The 19,207-nt window shown below is 63.7% G+C and carries 10 protein-coding genes; 6 read left to right on the top strand and 4 right to left on the bottom strand.

Annotated elements, in window-relative coordinates:
• Positions 1-588: 588 nt before the first annotated feature.
• Entirely contained in the window at positions 589-2,295 is a 1,707-nt protein-coding gene (locus MB901379_RS19020) for a hypothetical protein (RefSeq protein WP_158018030.1), read from the top strand.
• Between the two features lie 60 nt (positions 2,296-2,355).
• On the opposite strand, the gene metG is transcribed toward MB901379_RS19020, so the two are convergent.
• Positions 2,356-3,900, bottom strand: a complete 1,545-nt coding sequence (gene metG, locus MB901379_RS19015; RefSeq protein ID WP_158018029.1) for a methionine--tRNA ligase — start codon at positions 3,898-3,900, stop codon at positions 2,356-2,358.
• A 32-nt stretch (positions 3,901-3,932) separates the two neighbouring features.
• Between metG and MB901379_RS19010 the strand changes: the two genes are divergently transcribed.
• The 5 genes from MB901379_RS19010 to MB901379_RS18990 all read left to right on the top strand — a co-directional run bounded on the left by MB901379_RS19010 (position 3,933) and on the right by MB901379_RS18990 (position 9,990).
• Complete coding sequence (locus tag MB901379_RS19010; RefSeq protein WP_197717826.1) at positions 3,933-4,793, top strand: TatD family hydrolase; 861 nt, start codon at positions 3,933-3,935, stop codon at positions 4,791-4,793.
• Between the two features lie 167 nt (positions 4,794-4,960).
• The gene (locus MB901379_RS19005) at positions 4,961-6,088 is read left to right on the top strand and encodes a resuscitation-promoting factor (protein ID WP_197717825.1); all 1,128 of its coding nucleotides are present in this window, start codon (positions 4,961-4,963) and stop codon (positions 6,086-6,088) included.
• Positions 6,052-7,017 carry a 16S rRNA (adenine(1518)-N(6)/adenine(1519)-N(6))-dimethyltransferase RsmA gene (gene rsmA, locus MB901379_RS19000; RefSeq protein ID WP_408632391.1) on the top strand — a complete coding sequence of 322 codons (966 nt, stop codon included), beginning with the start codon at positions 6,052-6,054 and terminating at the stop codon, positions 7,015-7,017. Before MB901379_RS19005 ends, rsmA begins: the two co-directional genes overlap by 37 nt.
• A gap of 59 nt (positions 7,018-7,076) precedes the next feature.
• Positions 7,077-8,036, top strand: coding sequence for a 4-(cytidine 5'-diphospho)-2-C-methyl-D-erythritol kinase (locus MB901379_RS18995; protein ID WP_197717824.1), 960 nt, complete (start codon positions 7,077-7,079; stop codon positions 8,034-8,036).
• A 319-nt stretch (positions 8,037-8,355) separates the two neighbouring features.
• Positions 8,356-9,990: a fatty acyl-AMP ligase gene (locus MB901379_RS18990; RefSeq protein ID WP_158018026.1), complete on the top strand. Its 1,635-nt coding sequence runs from the start codon at positions 8,356-8,358 to the stop codon at positions 9,988-9,990.
• A 285-nt stretch (positions 9,991-10,275) separates the two neighbouring features.
• Here the strand turns inward: MB901379_RS18990 and pth are convergent, their stop codons facing one another.
• The 3 genes from pth to MB901379_RS18970 form a co-directional block, all read right to left on the bottom strand.
• Positions 10,276-10,851 (bottom strand): aminoacyl-tRNA hydrolase, encoded by a 576-nt coding sequence (gene pth / locus MB901379_RS18985; protein WP_158018025.1) that lies wholly within the window; start codon positions 10,849-10,851, stop codon positions 10,276-10,278.
• Positions 10,852-10,863: 12 nt separating this feature from the next.
• On the bottom strand, positions 10,864-11,520 hold the full coding sequence (locus tag MB901379_RS18980) for a 50S ribosomal protein L25/general stress protein Ctc (protein ID WP_158018024.1): 657 nt from the start codon (positions 11,518-11,520) through the stop codon (positions 10,864-10,866).
• 411 nt (positions 11,521-11,931) lie between these two features.
• Positions 11,932-18,990, bottom strand: a complete 7,059-nt coding sequence (locus tag MB901379_RS18970; RefSeq protein WP_232021903.1) for a non-ribosomal peptide synthetase — start codon at positions 18,988-18,990, stop codon at positions 11,932-11,934.
• Positions 18,991-19,207: the final 217 nt, after the last annotated feature.

Below are 19,207 nucleotides of genomic sequence, written 5' to 3'. Positions count from 1 at the left end.
TGGTGTTTGTCGTTCGGGCCCGGCTCTGCGGGGGTCCGATTTCCGGGCCGGCCGAAACGGCATGCATGATAGGCTGCGCAACTGAAATCGACCCCGTGACCTGCCGGTACATCCCGGCGGATACTCGGGCGAGCGAGGGGCCTCGTCGATGCCCATCGGTGGGTATTCGAAGAACGAGCGGCCTGGGAGACAGCAGGTCACTGGCTCGTCGCAGATGGGCCGGTCGCCCGCGTTGGGCCAGACCCGGACAAGGCCCTGGTCACGATAAGGACGAATCGGAGGAGTCGTTGCCGCGCAGCTTGGCCCTTGCTGTCAGCTCCCGCGCCCCGCAGTTGATGGCGCCGACCACACTGGCCGGCTCCCAGGTGAGCAAAGCGATACCTGAAAGCCGAACCTCAACTGCCACAACCAAAGTGATGCAACCTGGCCGCCGAGGCGCAGGGATTCCGGTGCTGCGGGGATTCCTGTTGTCACCGCCCGTCCCCGGCAACGCCATGGTGGCGTTGCCGTCCGCCCGCTGGATGCCGATGCCGTTTCTCGCGTACCGCGACGCATGGACGCTTGGCGCCATCCAGCTCAAATGTGAGAATGGTTCGAACAATTAAGACACACACACCAGTCGCTGTCGCGTGCGCCGCGTTGCTGCTCGCTGGGGTGCTCGCCGGCTGCAGCAGCACCCGCGAAAACAGCAGCCCGTTTACCGCGATGGCCAGCCCCGCCATACCGTCGACCGCGCAGGAAATACCCAACCCACTACGCGGGCAGTACGAAGACTTGCTGGAACCGCTTTTTCCGCAGCGCAGTCCCGCCCAGCAGAAATATCCGGCCTGGCCGGCGTCCTACGACGCCAGCATGCGCATCTCCTGGCGGCAGCTGCAGCCGGTGGACCCGGCAACGCTGGGCCCCAACCCGCCAGACGACCGCAAGTATGACTTCAGCGCGATCGATAGCGCGCTGACCAATCTTGCCGATCGGGGAATGCGGCTGACGCTTCGGGTTTACACCGAAAACCCTTGCTGCAAAGCCTCGTATCCGGACAACACCAGCATCGCGGTTCCGGACTGGCTGCGCGCCCTCCCCGGCACCACCACCAGCCATCCGGGCCCGGCCGAGGGCACTGCGGCCGGGATTACGCAGGTGGTACCGAACTTCAACGATCCCACCTACCTGAGCAACTTCGCCGATCTGCTGGCGGCACTGGGGCGTCGTTACGACGGCGACGAGCGGCTGAGCGTTTTCGAGTTCTCCGGGTACGGCGACTTCAGCGAAAACCACGTCGCCTATCTACGCGATTCTCTCGGCGCGCCCGGACCGGCCCCGGACGACAGTGTTGCGGCGCTGGGCTATTACAGCCAGTTCCGCGACCAGAACATCACCAAGGCGTCCATTCAACGGCTAGTTGAGGCCAACGTGAGCGCTTTCCCCCGCACCCAGCTGGTGACCAGTCCGGCGAACCCGGAAATTGTGCGCGAGTTGCTCTCCGACGATGTCACGAAGAGACTTTCCGCGCCGGTGGGGATTCGCTCGGACTGTCTGGGTGTCAATGCGCCGATGCCGGCGTGGGCCGACGGTAGCGGCGCCCACTACGTGCAGACCCAAGATCCGGTGGTGGCCGCGCTCCGCCAGCGGCTCACCGTTGCGCCGGTGATCACCGAGTGGTGTCAATTGCCCGGTGGCACCACGCCGCAGGCTTACTACGAGAAAGGCCTGCGCGACGTGATGAGATACCACGTCTCGATGACCTCCAGCATCAACTTTCCCGACCAGGATTCGCGCACGACCATGGACCCCAAGTTGTACCTGCTATGGGCGCAAGCCAACGCCACCGCGGGCTATCGGTACTCCGTCGAAGCGAAGCCCGGATCGCAAGGGCTGGACGGCCGGACGGCCACGATTTCGGTGCTGTGGACCAACTACGGTTCGGCGGCCGCCACCGAGAAATGGGTGCCCGGATTCCGGCTGGTGGACATGAGCGGACAGACGATCAGGACGCTGCCCGCGACGGTGGATCTGAAGTCGCTGGTACCCGAGGCGCCCGGCGATCGCACCGCCCTACAGCCGACGCCGGCCTCGGCCACCGAGACGGTTCGTGTTGATCTGAACGGCCTGCCAGCTGGTCATTACACGCTGCGGGCGTCGATCGATTGGCAACAGCACAAACCGAACGCTTCACGCGTGGTGAACTATCCGCCCATGCAACTGGCGCGCGACGGCCGCGACGATTCCGGCTTTTATCCCATTGCGACGCTCGACGTACCGCGCGATGCGCAGACCGCACCGGTCAAAGATCAATGACGCTGGGGTCGCTGAGGTCGTTGGCGGTCTTCGCGCGAGTTTGCTTCGTTGCGCCGCGGTTCACTCAACCTGGTAGCGCGGGAATACGCCCGTGGGAGCCGGGAGCACGGTGCCTGGCGCTAGCCGCGTTCCGAGGGCGGTGAACGTTCGCTGATCTTCGGCCTGGCCCAACAGATCGAGCATCGTGCCGGCGGAGGTCGGCATGACCGGTTGAACCAGCAGTGCCGCGACGCGTACTACCTCGCAGGTGATGTAGAGCGTGGTGCGAAACCTGCTCTGGTCGGCGGCGGACTCGCTCTTGCGCAGCACCCAGGGCTGCTGCTCGGAGAAGTACTTGTTGGCGTCGCCAAGCATCAGCCAGATCGCCTCGAGGGCCAAATGCATGGCCTGGCCATCGAAGCTGGCGCGTGCCCGCTCCAACAGCCCGTCGGCGGTCGCTAGCAGCTCGGTGTCGGCGTCGGAGAACTCGCCGGGTACCGGCACCACTCCGCCCAGGTTCTTGGCGACCATCGACAGCGAGCGCTGGGCCAAGTTGCCGAGTTCATTGGCCAGGTCGGTGTTGATCCGGTTGATGATGGCCTCGTCGCTGTAGCTGCCGTCCTGGCCGAAGGGCACCTCGCGCAGTAGGAAATAGCGGACCTGGTCCACGCCGAACGTTTCGATCAACGCCATCGGGTCGACGGTGTTGCCCAGCGACTTGCTCATCTTTTCGCCGCGGTTGTGTAAGAACCCGTGGGCGAACACCTTTCGGGGTAGCTCGATGCCGGCCGACATCAGAAACGCCGGCCAGTAGACGGCGTGAAACCGGATGATGTCCTTGCCGATCATGTGCAGATCGGCGGGCCAATAGCGGCGAAAAGACTCCGAGTCGGTATCCGGGTAGCCGGCCCCGGTCAGATAGTTCGTCAGCGCGTCGACCCACACATACATGACGTGATCGGGATGCCCGGGCACCGGGACACCCCAGTTGAAGGAGGTGCGCGAGACCGAAAGGTCCTTGAGCCCGCCGGAGACGAAGCTGACGACTTCGTTGCGCCGGACCTCGGGTGCGATGAAATCCGGGTTGGCGCGATAGTGAGCTAGCAGCTTGTCGGCGTAGGCCGACAGCCGGAAGAAGTAGGTCTGCTCCTCGGTCCAGGTCACCGGTGTGCCGGTCTCGACGGCGATTCGGCCGCCATCGTCGAGAAGTTGGGTCTCGGATTCGACGAAGAAACGTTCATCGCGCACCGAGTACCAGCCCGAGTAGTTGTCCATATAGATGTCACCGGCAGCCTCCATCCGGCGCCAGATGTCTTCGGATGCCTTGTAGTGGTCGGCGTCGGTGGTGCGGATGAAACGGTCGAAGGAGATGTTCAGCGCCTCCTGCATGCGCTGGAACACGTCCGAATTGCGTCGGGCCAGCGCGGCAGTCGGCACGCCCGCTGCCTCGGCCGCCTGCGCCACCTTCAGGCCGTGCTCGTCGGTTCCGGTCAGGAAGCGCACGTCGTAGCCGTCCAGCCGTTTGAACCGGGCGATCGCGTCGGTGGCGATGTATTCGTATGCGTGACCCACGTGCGGCGCCGCGTTGGGGTACGCGATCGCGGTGGTGACGTAATAGGGCTTCATCGGGACTCCACCCTATTGGGTAGTCATATTGTGTGCGCGTGAGCTCCAATCGCCCCGCCCAACGAGAAGCACCGCCCGCGCCGGAGCCCCTGGTTCCCTTGATCGACGCGCACACCCACCTCGATGCGTGTGGTGCGGCCGACGCTCAGGGAGTGGCCGCCATCGTTGACCGGGCCGCGGCGGTCGGGGTAGAAGCGGTGGTCACCATTGCCGATGACCTGGAATCGGCGCGCTGGGTAACGCGGGCGGCCCAGTGGGATTCGCGGGTCTACGCCGCGGTGGCGTTGCACCCGACGCGCACGCAAGCGCTGACCGATGCCGCTCGCAGCGAGATCGAGGAATTGGTGGCCCATCCGCGGGTGGTGGCGGTCGGTGAGACCGGCATGGACATGTACTGGCCCGGCCGCCTTGCGGGCTGCGCGGATCCAGCTGTTCAGCGCGAGGCCTTCGCCTGGCACATCGACTTGGCGAAGCGGACCGGCAAGCCACTGATGATTCACAATCGGCAGGCCGATCGCGAGGTGCTCGACGTGCTGCGCGCCGAGGGCCCGCCCGAGACAGTGATATTCCATTGCTTCTCGTCGGGTGCTGCGATGGCCCGGGAGTGTGTGGCGGCCGGCTGGTTGCTGAGCCTGTCCGGGACGGTGAGCTTCCGCAACGCCCGCGACCTACACGAGGCGGTTCCGCTGATCCCGATGGGCCAGCTGTTGGTAGAAACCGACGCTCCTTTTTTGACACCGCATCCTTACCGGGGCGCGGCAAACGAACCGTACTGCCTGCCGTACACTGTCCGAGCGCTTGCTGAGCTGGTTAATCATCGCCCTGAGGAGGTGGCCCAGGTCACGACGAGCAATGCTCGCCGGGCATATCGATTGGGCCCGCCTATCGGCTGAACACCGGTTGTCCTCGCTAACACGTGCACGCCGGAGTTGCTCAGCATTGGTCGGTTCGTTACCGTCTTGTGATCGAACGGGTGGGCCTCTGGGCCCATTTTGTCATTTACAGCTGAAAAGGTCTTGAGTCGCTACCGGGTTGTTGCTGAGTTTGGGATAGACGCACAGTGAATCTGCTTACGAAACTTAATCAAACCGAATCAACGATGATGCGCCTCGTAGTTGGGGCCTTGCTGCTGGGACTGGCATTCGCTGGTGGGTTCGCGGTTTCTGCCTCGAAGACCGTGACGTTGACCGTCGACGGAACCGCGATACGCGTTACGACGATGAAATCGCGGGTGATCGACATCGTCCAGGAGAACGGGTTCTCCGTTGGTGAGCGCGACGACCTGTACCCCGCCGCTGACGTGGTGGTGCACGACAAGGACAACATCGTGCTGCGGCGCAGCCGGCCGCTGGAGATCTCGCTGGACGGCCGCGACGTCAAGAAAGTGTGGACGACGGCGTCGACGATCGACGAGGCCCTGGCCCAACTCGCCATGACCGACACGGCCCCTGCCACGGCCTCCCGGGGCAGCCGTGTTCCGCTGGCCGGGATGGCCCTACCCGTGGTGAGTGCCAAGACCGTGCAGCTCAACGACGGCGGTGTGCAGCGTGCGGTCCACCTTCCGGCGCCCAATGTCGGGGCGCTGCTGACCGCCGCCGGCGTGCCGCTGCAAGACAGTGATCGGGTGGTGCCGAGTGCGACGACACCGATCGTCGACGGCATGCACATCGAGGTGACCCGTAACCGCATCGAGCGAGTCACCGAGCGGTTGCCACTGCCGCCGAACGCGCGGCGCATCGAAGACCCGGAAATGAATATCAGCCGGGAAGTGGTCGAAGACCCGGGTGTGCCGGGTACACAGGACGTGACGTTCGTGGTGGCCGAGGTCAATGGTGTCGTTACCGGTCGGCTCCCGGTCGCCAACGTCGTGGTGACCCCCGCGCGCGAAGCGGTGGTGCGCGTGGGCACCAAGCCGGGCACCGAGGTGCCTGCGGTAATCGACGGAGCCATCTGGGATGCCATCGCCGGCTGCGAGGCCGGTGGCAACTGGGCCATTAACACCGGCAACGGGTACTACGGCGGCGTGCAATTCGACCAGGGCACCTGGGTAGCCAACGGCGGTCTGCGGTACGCCCCCCGCGCCGATCTGGCCACCCGCGAGGAGCAGATCGCGGTCGCCGAGGTGACCCGCCAACGGCAGGGCTGGGGCGCCTGGCCGGTGTGCAGTGGACGAGCGGGGGCACGCTGACCATCCGTCTGCTGGGACGTACCGAGATCAGGCGGCTGGCCAAAGAACTCGAGTTTCGGCCGCGAAAATCTCTTGGACAGAACTTCGTTCACGACGCCAACACCGTGCGCCGGGTGGGTGTGGTCTCGGGTGTCGGCCGGTCCGACCAGGTGCTGGAAGTCGGTCCCGGGCTCGGGTCGTTGACGCTGGCGTTGCTCGACCGTGGAGCGAAGGTTACGGCGGTCGAGATCGATCCGGTGCTGGCCGCACGGTTGCCGCAAACCGTGGCCGAGCACTCACATAGCGAGATCCAGCGGCTGACGGTGCACAACCGCGACATCCTGTCCTTGCATATTGAGGATCTGGCCACCCAGCCGACGGCGGTGGTGGCCAATCTGCCCTACAACGTCGCGGTCCCTGCGTTGTTGCATCTCCTTGCCGAATTCCCGTCCATCACGTCTATGACCGTGATGGTGCAGGCCGAGGTCGCCGAACGACTCGCCGCCGAGCCGGGCGGCAAGGAATACGGCGTACCCAGCGCCAAGGTGGGCTTCTACGGGCGGGTCCGACGTTGTGGCACGGTGTCGCCGACAGTCTTCTGGCCGATCCCACGCGTCTACTCCGGTTTGGTCCGCATCGATCGGTACGAGACCTCGCCATGGCCCACCGACGAAGCATTTCGCCGCAAGGTGTTCGAACTGGTCGATATCGCTTTTGCGCAGCGCCGTAAGACGTCGCGAAACGCGTTTCTGGAGTGGGCGGGATCGGGTAACGAGTCGGCGAATCGATTGCTAGCGGCCAGCATCGACCCTTCCCGGCGCGGTGAGACGCTGTCCATCGACGACTTCGTGCGGCTACTCCGGCGCTCCGGCGACCGGTCCGGCGATGGCGTCGGTCCCAGCGGCGCCGGAGGGGAGCGCCACGCCTCCGGCCAGGTTTCGGCGACCTGATCGTCGGCTCCGGGGCACCGATACGTGTGGATCGACGGTTGCAGCGATAGTCTGCTGCGGTGTCACCCTCTGACGGCAACACCGCTGAGTTGTGGGTGCCTACCGGGTCGGTCACCGTTCAGGTGCCCGGAAAGGTCAACCTGTACCTTGCGGTGGGCGATCGGCGTGCGGACGGCTATCACGAGCTGACCACGGTGTTTCATGCCGTGTCGCTGGTGGACGAGGTGACGGTGCGCAACGCGGACGTGTTGTCCCTCGAACTGGTCGGCGAGGGAGCCGACAAGGTACCCACCGACGAACGAAACCTGGCCTGGCGGGCGGCCGAGCTGATGGCCGAACATGTGGGGCGGGCACCGGATGTGTCGATTCTCATCGACAAATCCATTCCGGTCGCCGGTGGCATGGCGGGCGGCAGCGCCGATGCGGCGGCCGTGCTGGTCGCGATGAACTCACTGTGGGAGCTCAATGTGCCTCGTCGCGACCTCCGCATGCTGGCCGCGCGGTTGGGCAGCGATGTGCCCTTCGCGCTGCACGGCGGCACCGCGCTGGGTACCGGTCGCGGCGAGGAGTTGGCCACGGTGTTGTCCCGGAATACCTTCCACTGGGTGCTGGCCTTCGCCCACCACGGATTGTCCACGCCGGCGGTGTTCACCGAGCTGGACCGGCTCAGGGACGTTGGCAATCCGCCGCGTCTGGCCGAGCCCGGGCCGGTGCTGGCGGCTCTGGCCGCGGGTGATCCCGAGCAGCTGGCGCCACTGCTGGGCAACGAAATGCAGTCGGCCGCGGTGAGCCTGGATCCGGAATTGCGGCGCGCATTGCGTGCGGGCGAGGAGGCCGGGGCCCTGGCAGGTCTGGTGTCCGGTTCGGGTCCCACGTGCGCGTTTCTGTGCAAGTCGGCGGAGTCGGCGATCGACGTCGGCGCCCAGCTGTCCGGTGCCGGGGTCTGCCGTACGGTGCGAGTCGCCACCGGACCGGTACCGGGGGCCCGTGTGGTTCCGACCCCGATGACTCAGGACTAACGGCGAATGACCGGATTGTGAAATCTGCCTCAAAACACGCCGGGGTTTGGCTAGTTCTTTAAGAGTTGCTTAAGATAATCCGCGGTGACGAGTAGTGGTGAGCAAGAGTGCGCAAATCCTGCGAGTTTTTCGTCCGTCCGGCATAGCGCTGGGCGGACGCCTGATTCTGCGTATCGAGTGACCCAGCGTTGGGTCTTCGGCTTATCACCGATTCGAGACACAATCGCTCCCCAACTGTGTGCGCGCGCCTGTCGCAATGTGATGTCCAGCAGGCGGAACATGAAAACCCGGGTCTTGGGCCCGAACCAAGGAGGTTGCCTTGAGCAGGTTTAGCGAGAAGATGTTCCGCAACGCCCGCGAGACCACCAAGGGCATGGTCACCGGTGAACCGCACAGCCCGGTTCGCCACACCTGGGGCGAGGTGCACGAGCGGGCGCGTCAGATCGCCGGTGGGTTGGCAGCGGTCGGCGTCGGCCCCGGCGACGCGGTCGGTGTGCTCGCCGGTGCGCCGGTCGAGATCGCCCCGACCGCCCAGGGGTTATGGATGCGCGGCGCCAGCCTGACCATGCTGCACCAGCCCACCCCGCGCACCGACCTGGTGCTGTGGGCCGCGGACACCGCGACCGTCATCGACATGATCGAGGCCAAGGCGGTGGTCATCTCCGATCCGTTCATGGCGGCCGCTCCAGTGCTCGAGGAGCGCGGCATCAAAGTTCTGACCGTCGAGCAGCTGTTGGCGTCTGACCCCATCGACCCCATCGATGCCGGCGAGGACGACCTGGCGTTGATGCAATTGACGAGCGGCTCGACCGGATCTCCCAAAGCGGTTCAGATCACCCACCGCAACCTGTTCGCCAATCTTGAGGCGATGTACATCAGCGCCGAATACAACGAAGAGACTGACGTGATGGTCAGCTGGCTGCCGTTGTTCCATGACATGGGCATGATCGGCTTCTTGACGGTGCCCATGTACTTCGGCGGTGAGCTGGTCAAGGTCACCCCGATGGACTTCATGCGGGACACGCTGCTGTGGGCCAAGCTGATCGACAAGTACCACGGGACGATGACGGCGGCCCCAAACTTTGCCTACTCGCTGTTTGCCAAGCGGCTGCGCAAGCAGGCCAAACCCGGTCAGTTCGATCTGTCCACGCTGCGCTTCGCGCTGTCCGGCGCCGAGCCGGTTGAACCCGCCGACGTTGAAGACCTATGTGATGCCGGCGCCCCGTTCGGACTGAAGCCGCAAGCGATCCTTCCGGCCTACGGCATGGCCGAGATCACGCTCGCCGTCGCGTTTTCCGAGTGCGGTGCAGGTCTAGTGGTCGACGAGGTCGATGCCGACCTGCTGGCGGCGCTGCGCCGCGCGGTACCGGCTGCCAAGGGCAATACCCGCCGGCTGGCCTCATTGGGTCCGCTGCTGCAGGGTATCGAGGCCCGCATCGTCGACGAGGACGGCAACGTGTTGCCGGCCCGCGGTGTCGGGGTGATCGAGCTGCGTGGCGAGTCGGTGACACCGGGATACATCACCATGGGTGGCTTCATTCCGGCCCAGGACCAGCAGGGCTGGTATGACACCGGTGACCTCGGCTACCGGATGGACAACGGTCACGTCGTGGTGTGCGGGCGGGTCAAGGACGTCATCATCATGGCCGGACGCAACATCTATCCGACCGACATCGAACGGGCGGCAGGTCGCGTCGAGGGCGTGCGCCCAGGCTGTGCTGTGGCCGTGCGGCTCGATGCCGGCCACTCTCGGGAGACCTTCGCCGTTGCCGTGGAATCGAATGCTTTCGAGGATCCCGCCGAGGTGCGTCGCATCGAGCATCAGGTGGCCCACGAGGTGGTCGCCGAGGTCGATGTGCGGCCGCGCAACGTCGTGGTGCTCGGTCCGGGCACCATCCCGAAGACGCCGTCGGGCAAGCTGCGACGGTCCACCTCGCTGACCCTGGTTACATAGCTCCCGCGCGGCGCGGGCGGCCGAATGCGCCCGGTTGCCTGGGTGACATGGGCACATCGACACGGTGGCCAAGCCCACGACATGGATAACTGCGGTCACCGGGGCATTACTATCTGGCGGCCAACGGGTTGGCGTTGGCGGGCGCGCATCGCTTCTTTGTCGGTAATCCACAGATCGGCAAGGCGTTTTTCGATGCCACGCAGCCGACGCCGGGCAGGAGATTTCGCAGGCCACCCACACCATCACCACGGCCGCGGCGGCCAGACAATTGCTCCGCCATCGGCGCTACCAGGCGTGGACGTGGTTTTGGGCGGGCTCTAGGCCCAGTTCGACGAGCAATTCGGTGGCGTCGGCGGCCTGCTCGCATATCGTGGGGATCTCCGGACGCTCGGTCGTCCTGAAGTTCTCCAGCACAAATGCGGCGGGATCCTTGCGACCGGGCGGACGGCCGATCCCGATCCGCACCCGTTGAAAGTCCTTGGTGCCCAACGCAGCCGCCACGGACCGTACCCCGTTGTGGCCGCCCTCGCCGCCACCAAATTTGAGCCGGACGCGGCCGAAATCAAGATCGAGCTCGTCGTGGACGATGATGATGTCGGCCGGGGGCACCGAATAGAACTTCGCCAACGGCGCTATTTGGCGGCCCGACTCGTTCATGTAGCAGCGTGGTTTGGCCAACACCACCGAGCGTCCCGCCAGCCGGCCGGTGACGACCTCCGCGCCGGAGCGCTTGTGTGCTTTAAATTTCGCGCCCATGCGGGCGGCGAGTAGGTCGGCAACCATGAACCCGAGGTTGTGGCGGGTGCGGGCGTAGTTCTCTCCCGGGTTGCCCAGGCCGACCACCAGCTGGGGTTCGGCCACGTCGCGAGCCGCCTATTCGGACTCGTCGGTGGCCTCGGCGTCGCCGGCCTCATCGGCGGTGCCTACCTCCGCCTCCGCTTCCTCACCTTCGGCCGCAAGTTCTTCGGCGGTCGGGGCGTTGACCACGTTGACCACCAACATGTCCGGGTCGGAAATGAGGTTGACGCCCGACGGCAGGCTGATCTGCCCGGCGGTGAACTGAGTGCCCGCCTCGGCGTCTTGGATGGACACCGTCAACTGTTCGGGGATCGATAGCGCCTCGGCCTCGATTTCGATGGTGTTGGTTTCCTGAGTAACCAGAGTCCCCGATACGGCGTCGCCCTGGATGGCCACACTGACCTCGACGACGACCTTCTCGCCGCGGCGCACCACCACCAGGTCGGCGTGCTGAATGGTGCGGCGGATCGGATGGATATCCAGTGCCTTGGTTAGCGCCAGCTGTTCCTCGCCGGCGATGTCCAAGGTCAGGACCGCGTTGGTGCCGGAGTGTCGAAGCACTGCTGCATAGTCGTGTCCGGGTAGCTCGAGGTGCCGTGGCTCGGCGCCGTGTCCGTACAGCACGGCCGGAATCTTGCCGGCCCGGCGGGCCCGGCGGGACGCGCCCTTGCCCGTCTGGGTACGTACCGTGACCGCGAGTTGATTGCTTGTGGTGGCCGTTTTGGTAGCCATTGTGTCGCTCCTGTGTGCTCGGCGCCTTGTTTGGGGCACGGCCAGGATCGCGACATACCGTCGGTCTCCGTCGATAACGGTGCTCTGACAGTCAGGTGTAGACCGGTCAGCCACCCTCGCCGTGACGCTCGGCCAGGTTAGCGCATCGGCACCGCAGAGCGGAAATTCGCCGGCTTGCGTCGTCGCACCCCGGATGTCACATCCGCCACAGGGCCCCCTCGGGGCGGCGATGTTGGGCGTGCCCGCCTTCGAGCGACAAATCGCACCATCGGCGAGACATACGCGAAGTTGTCGCTCGAAGGCGGGCAAAAAGCCCACCGGACTTCCCAGCGTCCCGTGGGGCCCATGTGACCGGTGTGGCTGTGTGGATTTTTTTTTTGGGGGGGGGGCGCTCAGCGCGGGCCTTTTAACCTAGGCGTTTAGTAGGTTATTGAGTTCGGCTCCGTAATTACTAATCGCTCTGAGCGTGAGCATATCCGCATGAACACAGTCTACCGAGTGCATGGTGATATCCCCAGTGACGTAGGGGTGCCAAATCTCTCGCAGGCTTGTATTCGCGTTATTTACGCTTTGCGCGGCCCAGAATATAATCAGGTCCCCGTCAAATATATCGGGCGGGGTTGCTGTCCAGCACCGGTCCATGTTGGTGGCCGCATTGTCGACGATGAACTCTATGAGCTTCCTGGAGGGAAGAATGACGTCCAGATCGCTACGTTGGTGGCGAACGAGGTCCTCGAGTTGGTCGTAGTTGAGGCGGTTCGTCCCTGCGGGGAGGTCGATTTGGTATAACCGCATCGTCTCTTTCAGCACTTCAAGTTCGATAAAATCTCGAGTCCTTTGCTCGGCGGGTCTGTCGATTTTGAAGGCGGGCACGGCATCCAAGACAATAAGGCGTTCGACCACCGAACCACGTCGACTCAGTTCGATTGCCAGTTCATGAGCTAGTGCTCCACCAAAAGACCAGCCAAGAAGTCTGTACGGACCGACGGGATCGATCGCCTGCACTCTGTCGGCATAGTTTCTTGCCATGCACCGAATTGACTTGGCGACAACTTCCCCGTTTTGCGGCACCTGGTGAATGCCAATGATTGGGCAATCCAAGTGTGAACCCAGAGCCTGATATGGCCAGCTGATCCCGCCGGCCGGATGAATACAGAACAATGGAACGCCCCTACCGGTGTTGAGGGTCTCGATAGGAAGCATGTCGGCCACCGCGCGGGCGGGGTTGTGCAATTGCTCGTTCAAGCGTCGCACGGATGGTGCGTTGAATAGGGTGCGTATGGCGAGTTCGACGCCGAGGGCTTTGTTGATTGCGGCGATGGCTCGTATTGCCAGCAGTGAGTCTCCGCCGAGGTCGAAAAATGATTCCTGCACGCTGACGCGTTGGAGGCCTAGAACGCGGGCGTAGATGCGGGCCAGGGTTTCTTCGACTGGGCCGGTGGGGGCTTGGTAGGTGTCGGTGGTGGTGTATTCGGGTGGTGGTAGGGCGTGTTTGTCGAGTTTGCCGTTGACCGTCAAGGGCCAGGTCTGCAGGGTTACCACGGCGGCGGGGACCATGTAGGGGGGCAGTTGTTGACCTAGCGCTGCGCGCAGCTTGGCCGGGTCTGCGGTTCCGGTGATGTAGCCCACTAGACGTTGTTCGCCGGGGTGGTCCTGGCGGGCGATCACGGTGGCGTGTTGCACTCCTTCGAGTGCGGTTAAGGCGGCTTCGATTTCGCCGCATTCGATGCGGTACCCGCGGATTTTGACTTGTTGGTCGACTCGGCCGGCATATTCCAGTTGTCCCTGGGTGTTCCAACAGACCAGGTCTCCGGTGCGATACATCCGTGTGCCCGTTGCGCCGAAGGGACACGAGACAAACCGCGTCGCGCTCAACCCTGGGCGCCGCCAATACCCCGCGCCCACTCCCGTGCCGGCGATATACAACTCACCGACGACTCCCGCCGGCGCCGGACGCAACCATCGATCCAGCACGAACAACGCCGACCCTGGCACCGGCGACCCGATCGGCGGTGCTGCTCTACTGGCTGGTCCCGGCGTTAATGGCGCGCTCATCGCCGCGTATATCGTGGTTTCGGTGGGGCCGTAGGCGTTGATCATTACCCGTTGAGGTGCCCACTGATCGACGACCTCTGCCGGGCAGGCCTCCCCGGCTACCACCAGGGTCACTGACTCCAATCCTTGCGGGCAGAGCATCTTTACCGCTGATGGGGTTTGGCTTAAGACGCTGACTTGTTCGGTGGTCAGCAGGGCGTGGAACTGTTCTGGTGAGCGGGTTACCTCGTCGGGCACCACGACTAGTCGCCCTCCGTGTAAAAGCGCACCAAAGATCTCCCACACCGAAAAATCGAAGGCGTGGGAATGGCATTGCGACCATACTTGTCCTGGCTTCGTTAGATCCGGGGTCAGTGCGCTGAGCAGTTGGGTGACGTTGTGGTGGGTGATGGCCACCCCTTTGGGTATGCCGGTGGTGCCTGAGGTGTAGATCAGATACGCGATGTCTTGCGCGGCGGGTGCCGGCAAGTCGGTAGCCGGGTAGGTCTGGATGTCGGGGTCGTCGATGTCGAGGGTGATCAGGTTGTGTTGGTCTAGTCGGGTGGCTAGCGCGGTGGTGGTCAGTGCGGCGATGGGGGCGGCGTCGGTGAGCATGAAGCCGATCCGGGTTGGCGGCAGTGCTGGGTCGATCGGTAGATAGGCTGCCCCGGTCTTGAGTACCGCCAGGATCGCGATGATGGCTTGGTGGCAGCGTGGCAGTAGCAGTGCCACGAAACGACCTGGGCCCGCGCCCCGAGTGACCAGCAGGTGTGCGAGTTGGTTGGCGGCTTGGTTGAGTTCGTGGTAACTCAACGAGTGGGCCTGGTAGGTCAGCGCTACCGCGTCGGGGCTGCGTTGGACCTGAGCGGTCCATAGCTGTGTAAGTGAGGCCCCGCCACCGGGGGGTGGGGTCAAGACCGCCCGGTTAGCCCATCGGTCTAGGCGGGCATGTTCGCCGGTATCGAGCAGATCAATCGATGACAACCTTCGTGCCGGGTCCACGGTGACCGCCATCAACACCCGCTGCAGGCGCGCGATGAGGGTGTCGATGGTGGTGGCATCGAAGATGTCGGTGCGAAATTCCACGTTGCCGCTGATGCCGGTGGGTGTGCCGGTTAGGCTGCAGTGTTCGGTCAGCGAAAACACCAGATCCATGCGGGCGGTGTGGGTGTGTAGTGGTAGCGGGTTGACTTGGAGGTCACCCAATTTCAGCGCGGCGGGTTGGCTGTTCTGCCAGGCCAGCATCACCTGGATCAGGGGGTGATGCGTATGGGATCTGGTTGGTTTGAGCCGTTCAACGAGGATCTCGAAGGGCGCGTCTTGGTGTTCGTAGGCGGCTAGGCTGCGCTCGCGTACTTGGGCGAGCAGTTCAGCGAAGGTGGGATTCCCAGCTATCTCAATCCGCAACACCAAGGTGTTGACGAAAAACCCGACGAGTTGATCGAGGGCAGGGTCGCGCCGCCCGGCGATGGGGATCCCGATGGCCACATCGGTGCTGGCGCTGAGTTGAGACAACACCACGGCCAGGGCGGCCTGAATGACCATAAAGTTCGTAGTGTTGTGCTGGCTGGCCACCGTATGCACCCGCTGGGCCAGCGCGGCCGGCCAGTGCACGGCGGCAGTGTCGCCGTGGTGATTGGCCACCCGGGGGTGGGGCCGATCGGGGGCAAGTTGCAGCCGATCTGGCATCCCGGCTAGGGCCCGCTCCCAATAGGCGAGTTGCGCCGCGATGGGGCTGTCGCTGTCGTCGGGGTCGCCGAGGTTTGCTCGCTGCCATAGCGTGTAATCGGCATACTGCACTGGCAAGGGGGCCCAGGCCGGCGTCTGGCGTGCGCACCGGCTGGCGTAGGCCACACTGAGATCATTCGCCAACACCGGAAGCGACCAGCCGTCGGCAGCGATGTGGTGCACCGTCACCGCCAATACGTGTTTTTGGTCGCTGACAGCGAAAAGCTGTGCCCGCAGGGGGATCTCGGTAGTCAGATCGAACGTGTAACGAGCTGCCGCGCCTAGGGCCTCATCTAGCTGACTGGGTGGCCATTGGGTCGCGTCGATGACGTCCCAGCCCAGGTGGGTCTGCTCGGCGGGCAGGATCAGCTGCTGGGGTATGCCCTCGACCGCGCGGAACACCGTGCGTAACGACTCGTGGCGGCCCACCACGTCGGCCAACGCCGCACCCAAGGCCTCGGTGTCGAGGTGCCCAGATAGCCGGAACGCGGTGGCCATGTTGTAGACCGGTGAAGGCCCGTTGAATTGATCGATGAACCACAACCGGCTCTGGGCAAACGACAACGGCACCACCGCAGGCCGCTTGACAGCCACCAGCGGTGTCAGCCCGCCAGGAGTATCACCGATACGCAGTGCGAGCTGAGCAATCGTCGGTGCGTTGAATAGGGTGCGTATGGCGAGTTCGACGCCGAGGGCTTTGTTGATTGCGGCGATGGCTCGTATTGCCAGCAGTGAGTCTCCGCCGAGGTCGAAAAATGATTCCTGCACGCTGACGCGTTGGAGGCCTAGAACGCGGGCGTAGATGCGGGCCAGGGTTTCTTCGACTGGGCCGGTGGGGGCTTGGTAGGTGTCGGTGGTGGTGTATTCGGGTGGTGGTAGGGCGTGTTTGTCGAGTTTGCCGTTGACCGTCAAGGGCCAGGTCTGCAGGGTTACCACGGCGGCGGGGACCATGTAGGGGGGCAGTTGTTGACCTAGCGCTGCGCGCAGCTTGGCCGGGTCTGCGGTTCCGGTGATGTAGCCCACTAGACGTTGTTCGCCGGGGTGGTCCTGGCGGGCGATCACGGTGGCGTGTTGCACTCCTTCGAGTGCGGTTAAGGCGGCTTCGATTTCGCCGCATTCGATGCGGTACCCGCGGATTTTGACTTGTTGGTCGACTCGGCCGGCATATTCCAGTTGTCCCTGGGTGTTCCAACAGACCAGGTCTCCGGTGCGATACATCCGTGTGCCCGTTGCGCCGAAGGGACACGAGACAAACCGCGTCGCGCTCAACCCTGGGCGCCGCCAATACCCCGCGCCCACTCCCGTGCCGGCGATATACAACTCACCGACGACTCCCGCCGGCGCCGGACGCAACCATCGATCCAGCACGAACAACGCCGACCCTGGCACCGGCGACCCGATCGGCGGTGCTGCTCTACTGGCTGGTCCCGGCGTTAATGGCGCGCTCATCGCCGCGTATATCGTGGTTTCGGTGGGGCCGTAGGCGTTGATCATTACCCGTTGAGGTGCCCACTGATCGACGACCTCTGCCGGGCAGGCCTCCCCGGCTACCACCAGGGTCACTGACTCCAATCCTTGCGGGCAGAGCATCTTTACCGCTGATGGGGTTTGGCTTAAGACGCTGACTTGTTCGGTGGTCAGCAGGGCGTGGAACTGTTCTGGTGAGCGGGTTACCTCGTCGGGCACCACGACTAGTCGCCCTCCGTGTAAAAGCGCACCAAAGATCTCCCACACCGAAAAATCGAAGGCGTGGGAATGGCATTGCGACCATACTTGTCCTGGCTTCGTTAGATCCGGGGTCAGTGCGCTGAGCAGTTGGGTGACGTTGTGGTGGGTGATGGCCACCCCTTTGGGTATGCCGGTGGTGCCTGAGGTGTAGATCAGATACGCGATGTCTTGCGCGGCGGGTGCCGGCAAGTCGGTAGCCGGGTAGGTCTGGATGTCGGGGTCGTCGATGTCGAGGGTGATCAGGTTGTGTTGGTCTAGTCGGGTGGCTAGCGCGGTGGTGGTCAGTGCGGCGATGGGGGCGGCGTCGGTGAGCATGAAGCCGATCCGGGTTGGCGGCAGTGCTGGGTCGATCGGTAGATAGGCTGCCCCGGTCTTGAGTACCGCCAGGATCGCGATGATGGCTTGGTGGCAGCGTGGCAGTAGCAGTGCCACGAAACGACCTGGGCCCGCGCCCCGAGTGACCAGCAGGTGTGCGAGTTGGTTGGCGGCTTGGTTGAGTTCGTGGTAACTCAACGAGTGGGCCTGGTAGGTCAGCGCTACCGCGTCGGGGCTGCGTTGGACCTGAGCGGTCCATAGCTGTGTAAGTGAGGCCCCGCCACCGGGGGGTGGGGTCAAGACCGCCCGGTTAGCCCATCGGTCTAGGCGGGCATGTTCGCCGGTATCGAGCAGATCAATCGATGACAACCTTCGTGCCGGGTCCACGGTGACCGCCATCAACACCCGCTGCAAGAGGTGACCCAATTCGGCGGCGCGGAAGCTCGAGAACAGACTCCCGCCCCCAACGGTAGCCAAATAGAGCTGGTCGTTATCTCGTAGGAAGACCAATCCAGAATGCCGGGGGCCAAAACCAGAGGCGGTGGGTGACGCCGATGCCGCAGCATCACCGAAGGGCAGCAGAGTCGTCGAGGGAACAAAATTGATACAAAGTCTGTCTGCCTCCGTGGCGCCGTGGAAGTTGCCGTTGCGGCGAAGGATGGACAGCGGAAACCTTTGATGGCGTACCGCTTCTTGTATCCGCATATCAACGTGCCGACAAAAGTCGGCAACGGTCGCCTGCGGTCGAGCGGTCACCACCAGCGGAACAACCCCGGAGAACATCCCGGGAATTGCCATCGTCTCTGGCCGGACGCGTCTGGTTACTGGGAAATCGAGCACTACCTCCGAGCCCGACGCGCACCACCCATGCACCAGAAGCGCGCATGCCGCCGTCAGAATCGACGATCGACGCACTCCCAGCGCTTGAGCTAGCCCCTGCGCACGGGCTACGACTGTGTTGTCCAGCTGGGCGAGGTCCGACATCAAAGACGGATCCCGCTTGTGGGCAACCCGTGTCAGCCGATGATCCGGCCGTTCTTCCTGCGAAAGTTGTGAAAGGGTGCTTCGCCAATAGGCTAAGTCTTCGGCGTAGCTATCGGATTCCTCATACGCTGATTCGCAATCCACCAGATCGCGCAGTGAGCCGAAAAAGGCTGGCGGAACCGGTGCGCCAGAAATCAACGCAGAATAAACAGCAGCGAATCGATTGGCAATAAGGATGGAGCTGAACCCGTCTGAAACGATGTGGTGCCAGCACGCATGCAGGTGAAATTGATCCGATCGTGTCTGAAACAGAGTAAATTTGGTCAGCGGACCTTCGGTCAGGGCTATTGGCGTGCGCCGGATGGATTCGGCGAGTCTATAGGCCTCTCCTATCGGATCTCGCGAGTCTGTAAGGTCATGGGTGACAAGCTCGAAATCTAAGTAATCCACGACCCGTTGGACAACTTCGTCATCCACTTCAAAGAATGCCGCCCTAAGCGGTTCGGCCTCTTTCAGCACCAACCGGATCGCGCATTCAAGCACATCGGGCACCACCGCGCCCGTAATGGTGATGAAGTAGCCCAGGTGCCAGTCGGCGGCCCCGTGACTACCCGTCTCATGTGCAAGCCAGATATCAAGCTGCCCCCGAGTCAGCGGAAGTGCCTGACCCTTACTTTCCATGTGACGATTTCGAGCCGGCCGGTCCGTCACCTGAAGTCGCGTCTTGCGCCAGCTTGTTGCGGAACTTGACCCATAATCAAACGGATTGTCGCTCAACGTATGTCCTCTTCGTAGTACAGGCGTCCGCTGCGCTTCTATCGGATTGTGTGTCGACTCAAATCGGGTGGGCCTACTCGATGTCGGGAGGAGGGGTTTCGTCCGCTTCGCGGTTCAATGT

The sequence above is a fragment of the Mycobacterium basiliense genome, from assembly GCF_900292015.1.
GTDB classification, from domain to species: Bacteria; Actinomycetota; Actinomycetes; order Mycobacteriales; family Mycobacteriaceae; genus Mycobacterium; species Mycobacterium basiliense.
Note: the sequence above shows the minus strand (reverse complement) of the source record. Positions and strands in the feature narration are given on the sequence as shown.

Coding starts and splice junctions, on each gene's coding strand:
- MB901379_RS19020 (WP_158018030.1), top strand. CDS start 589: ATGGTTCGAACAATTAAGACACACACACCAGTCGCTGTCGCGTGCGCC.
- metG (WP_158018029.1), bottom strand. CDS start 3,900: ATGAAGCCCTATTACGTCACCACCGCGATCGCGTACCCCAACGCGGCG.
- MB901379_RS18980 (WP_158018024.1), bottom strand. CDS start 11,520: ATGGCTACCAAAACGGCCACCACAAGCAATCAACTCGCGGTCACGGTA.
- MB901379_RS18970 (WP_232021903.1), bottom strand. CDS start 18,990: ATGGAAAGTAAGGGTCAGGCACTTCCGCTGACTCGGGGGCAGCTTGAT.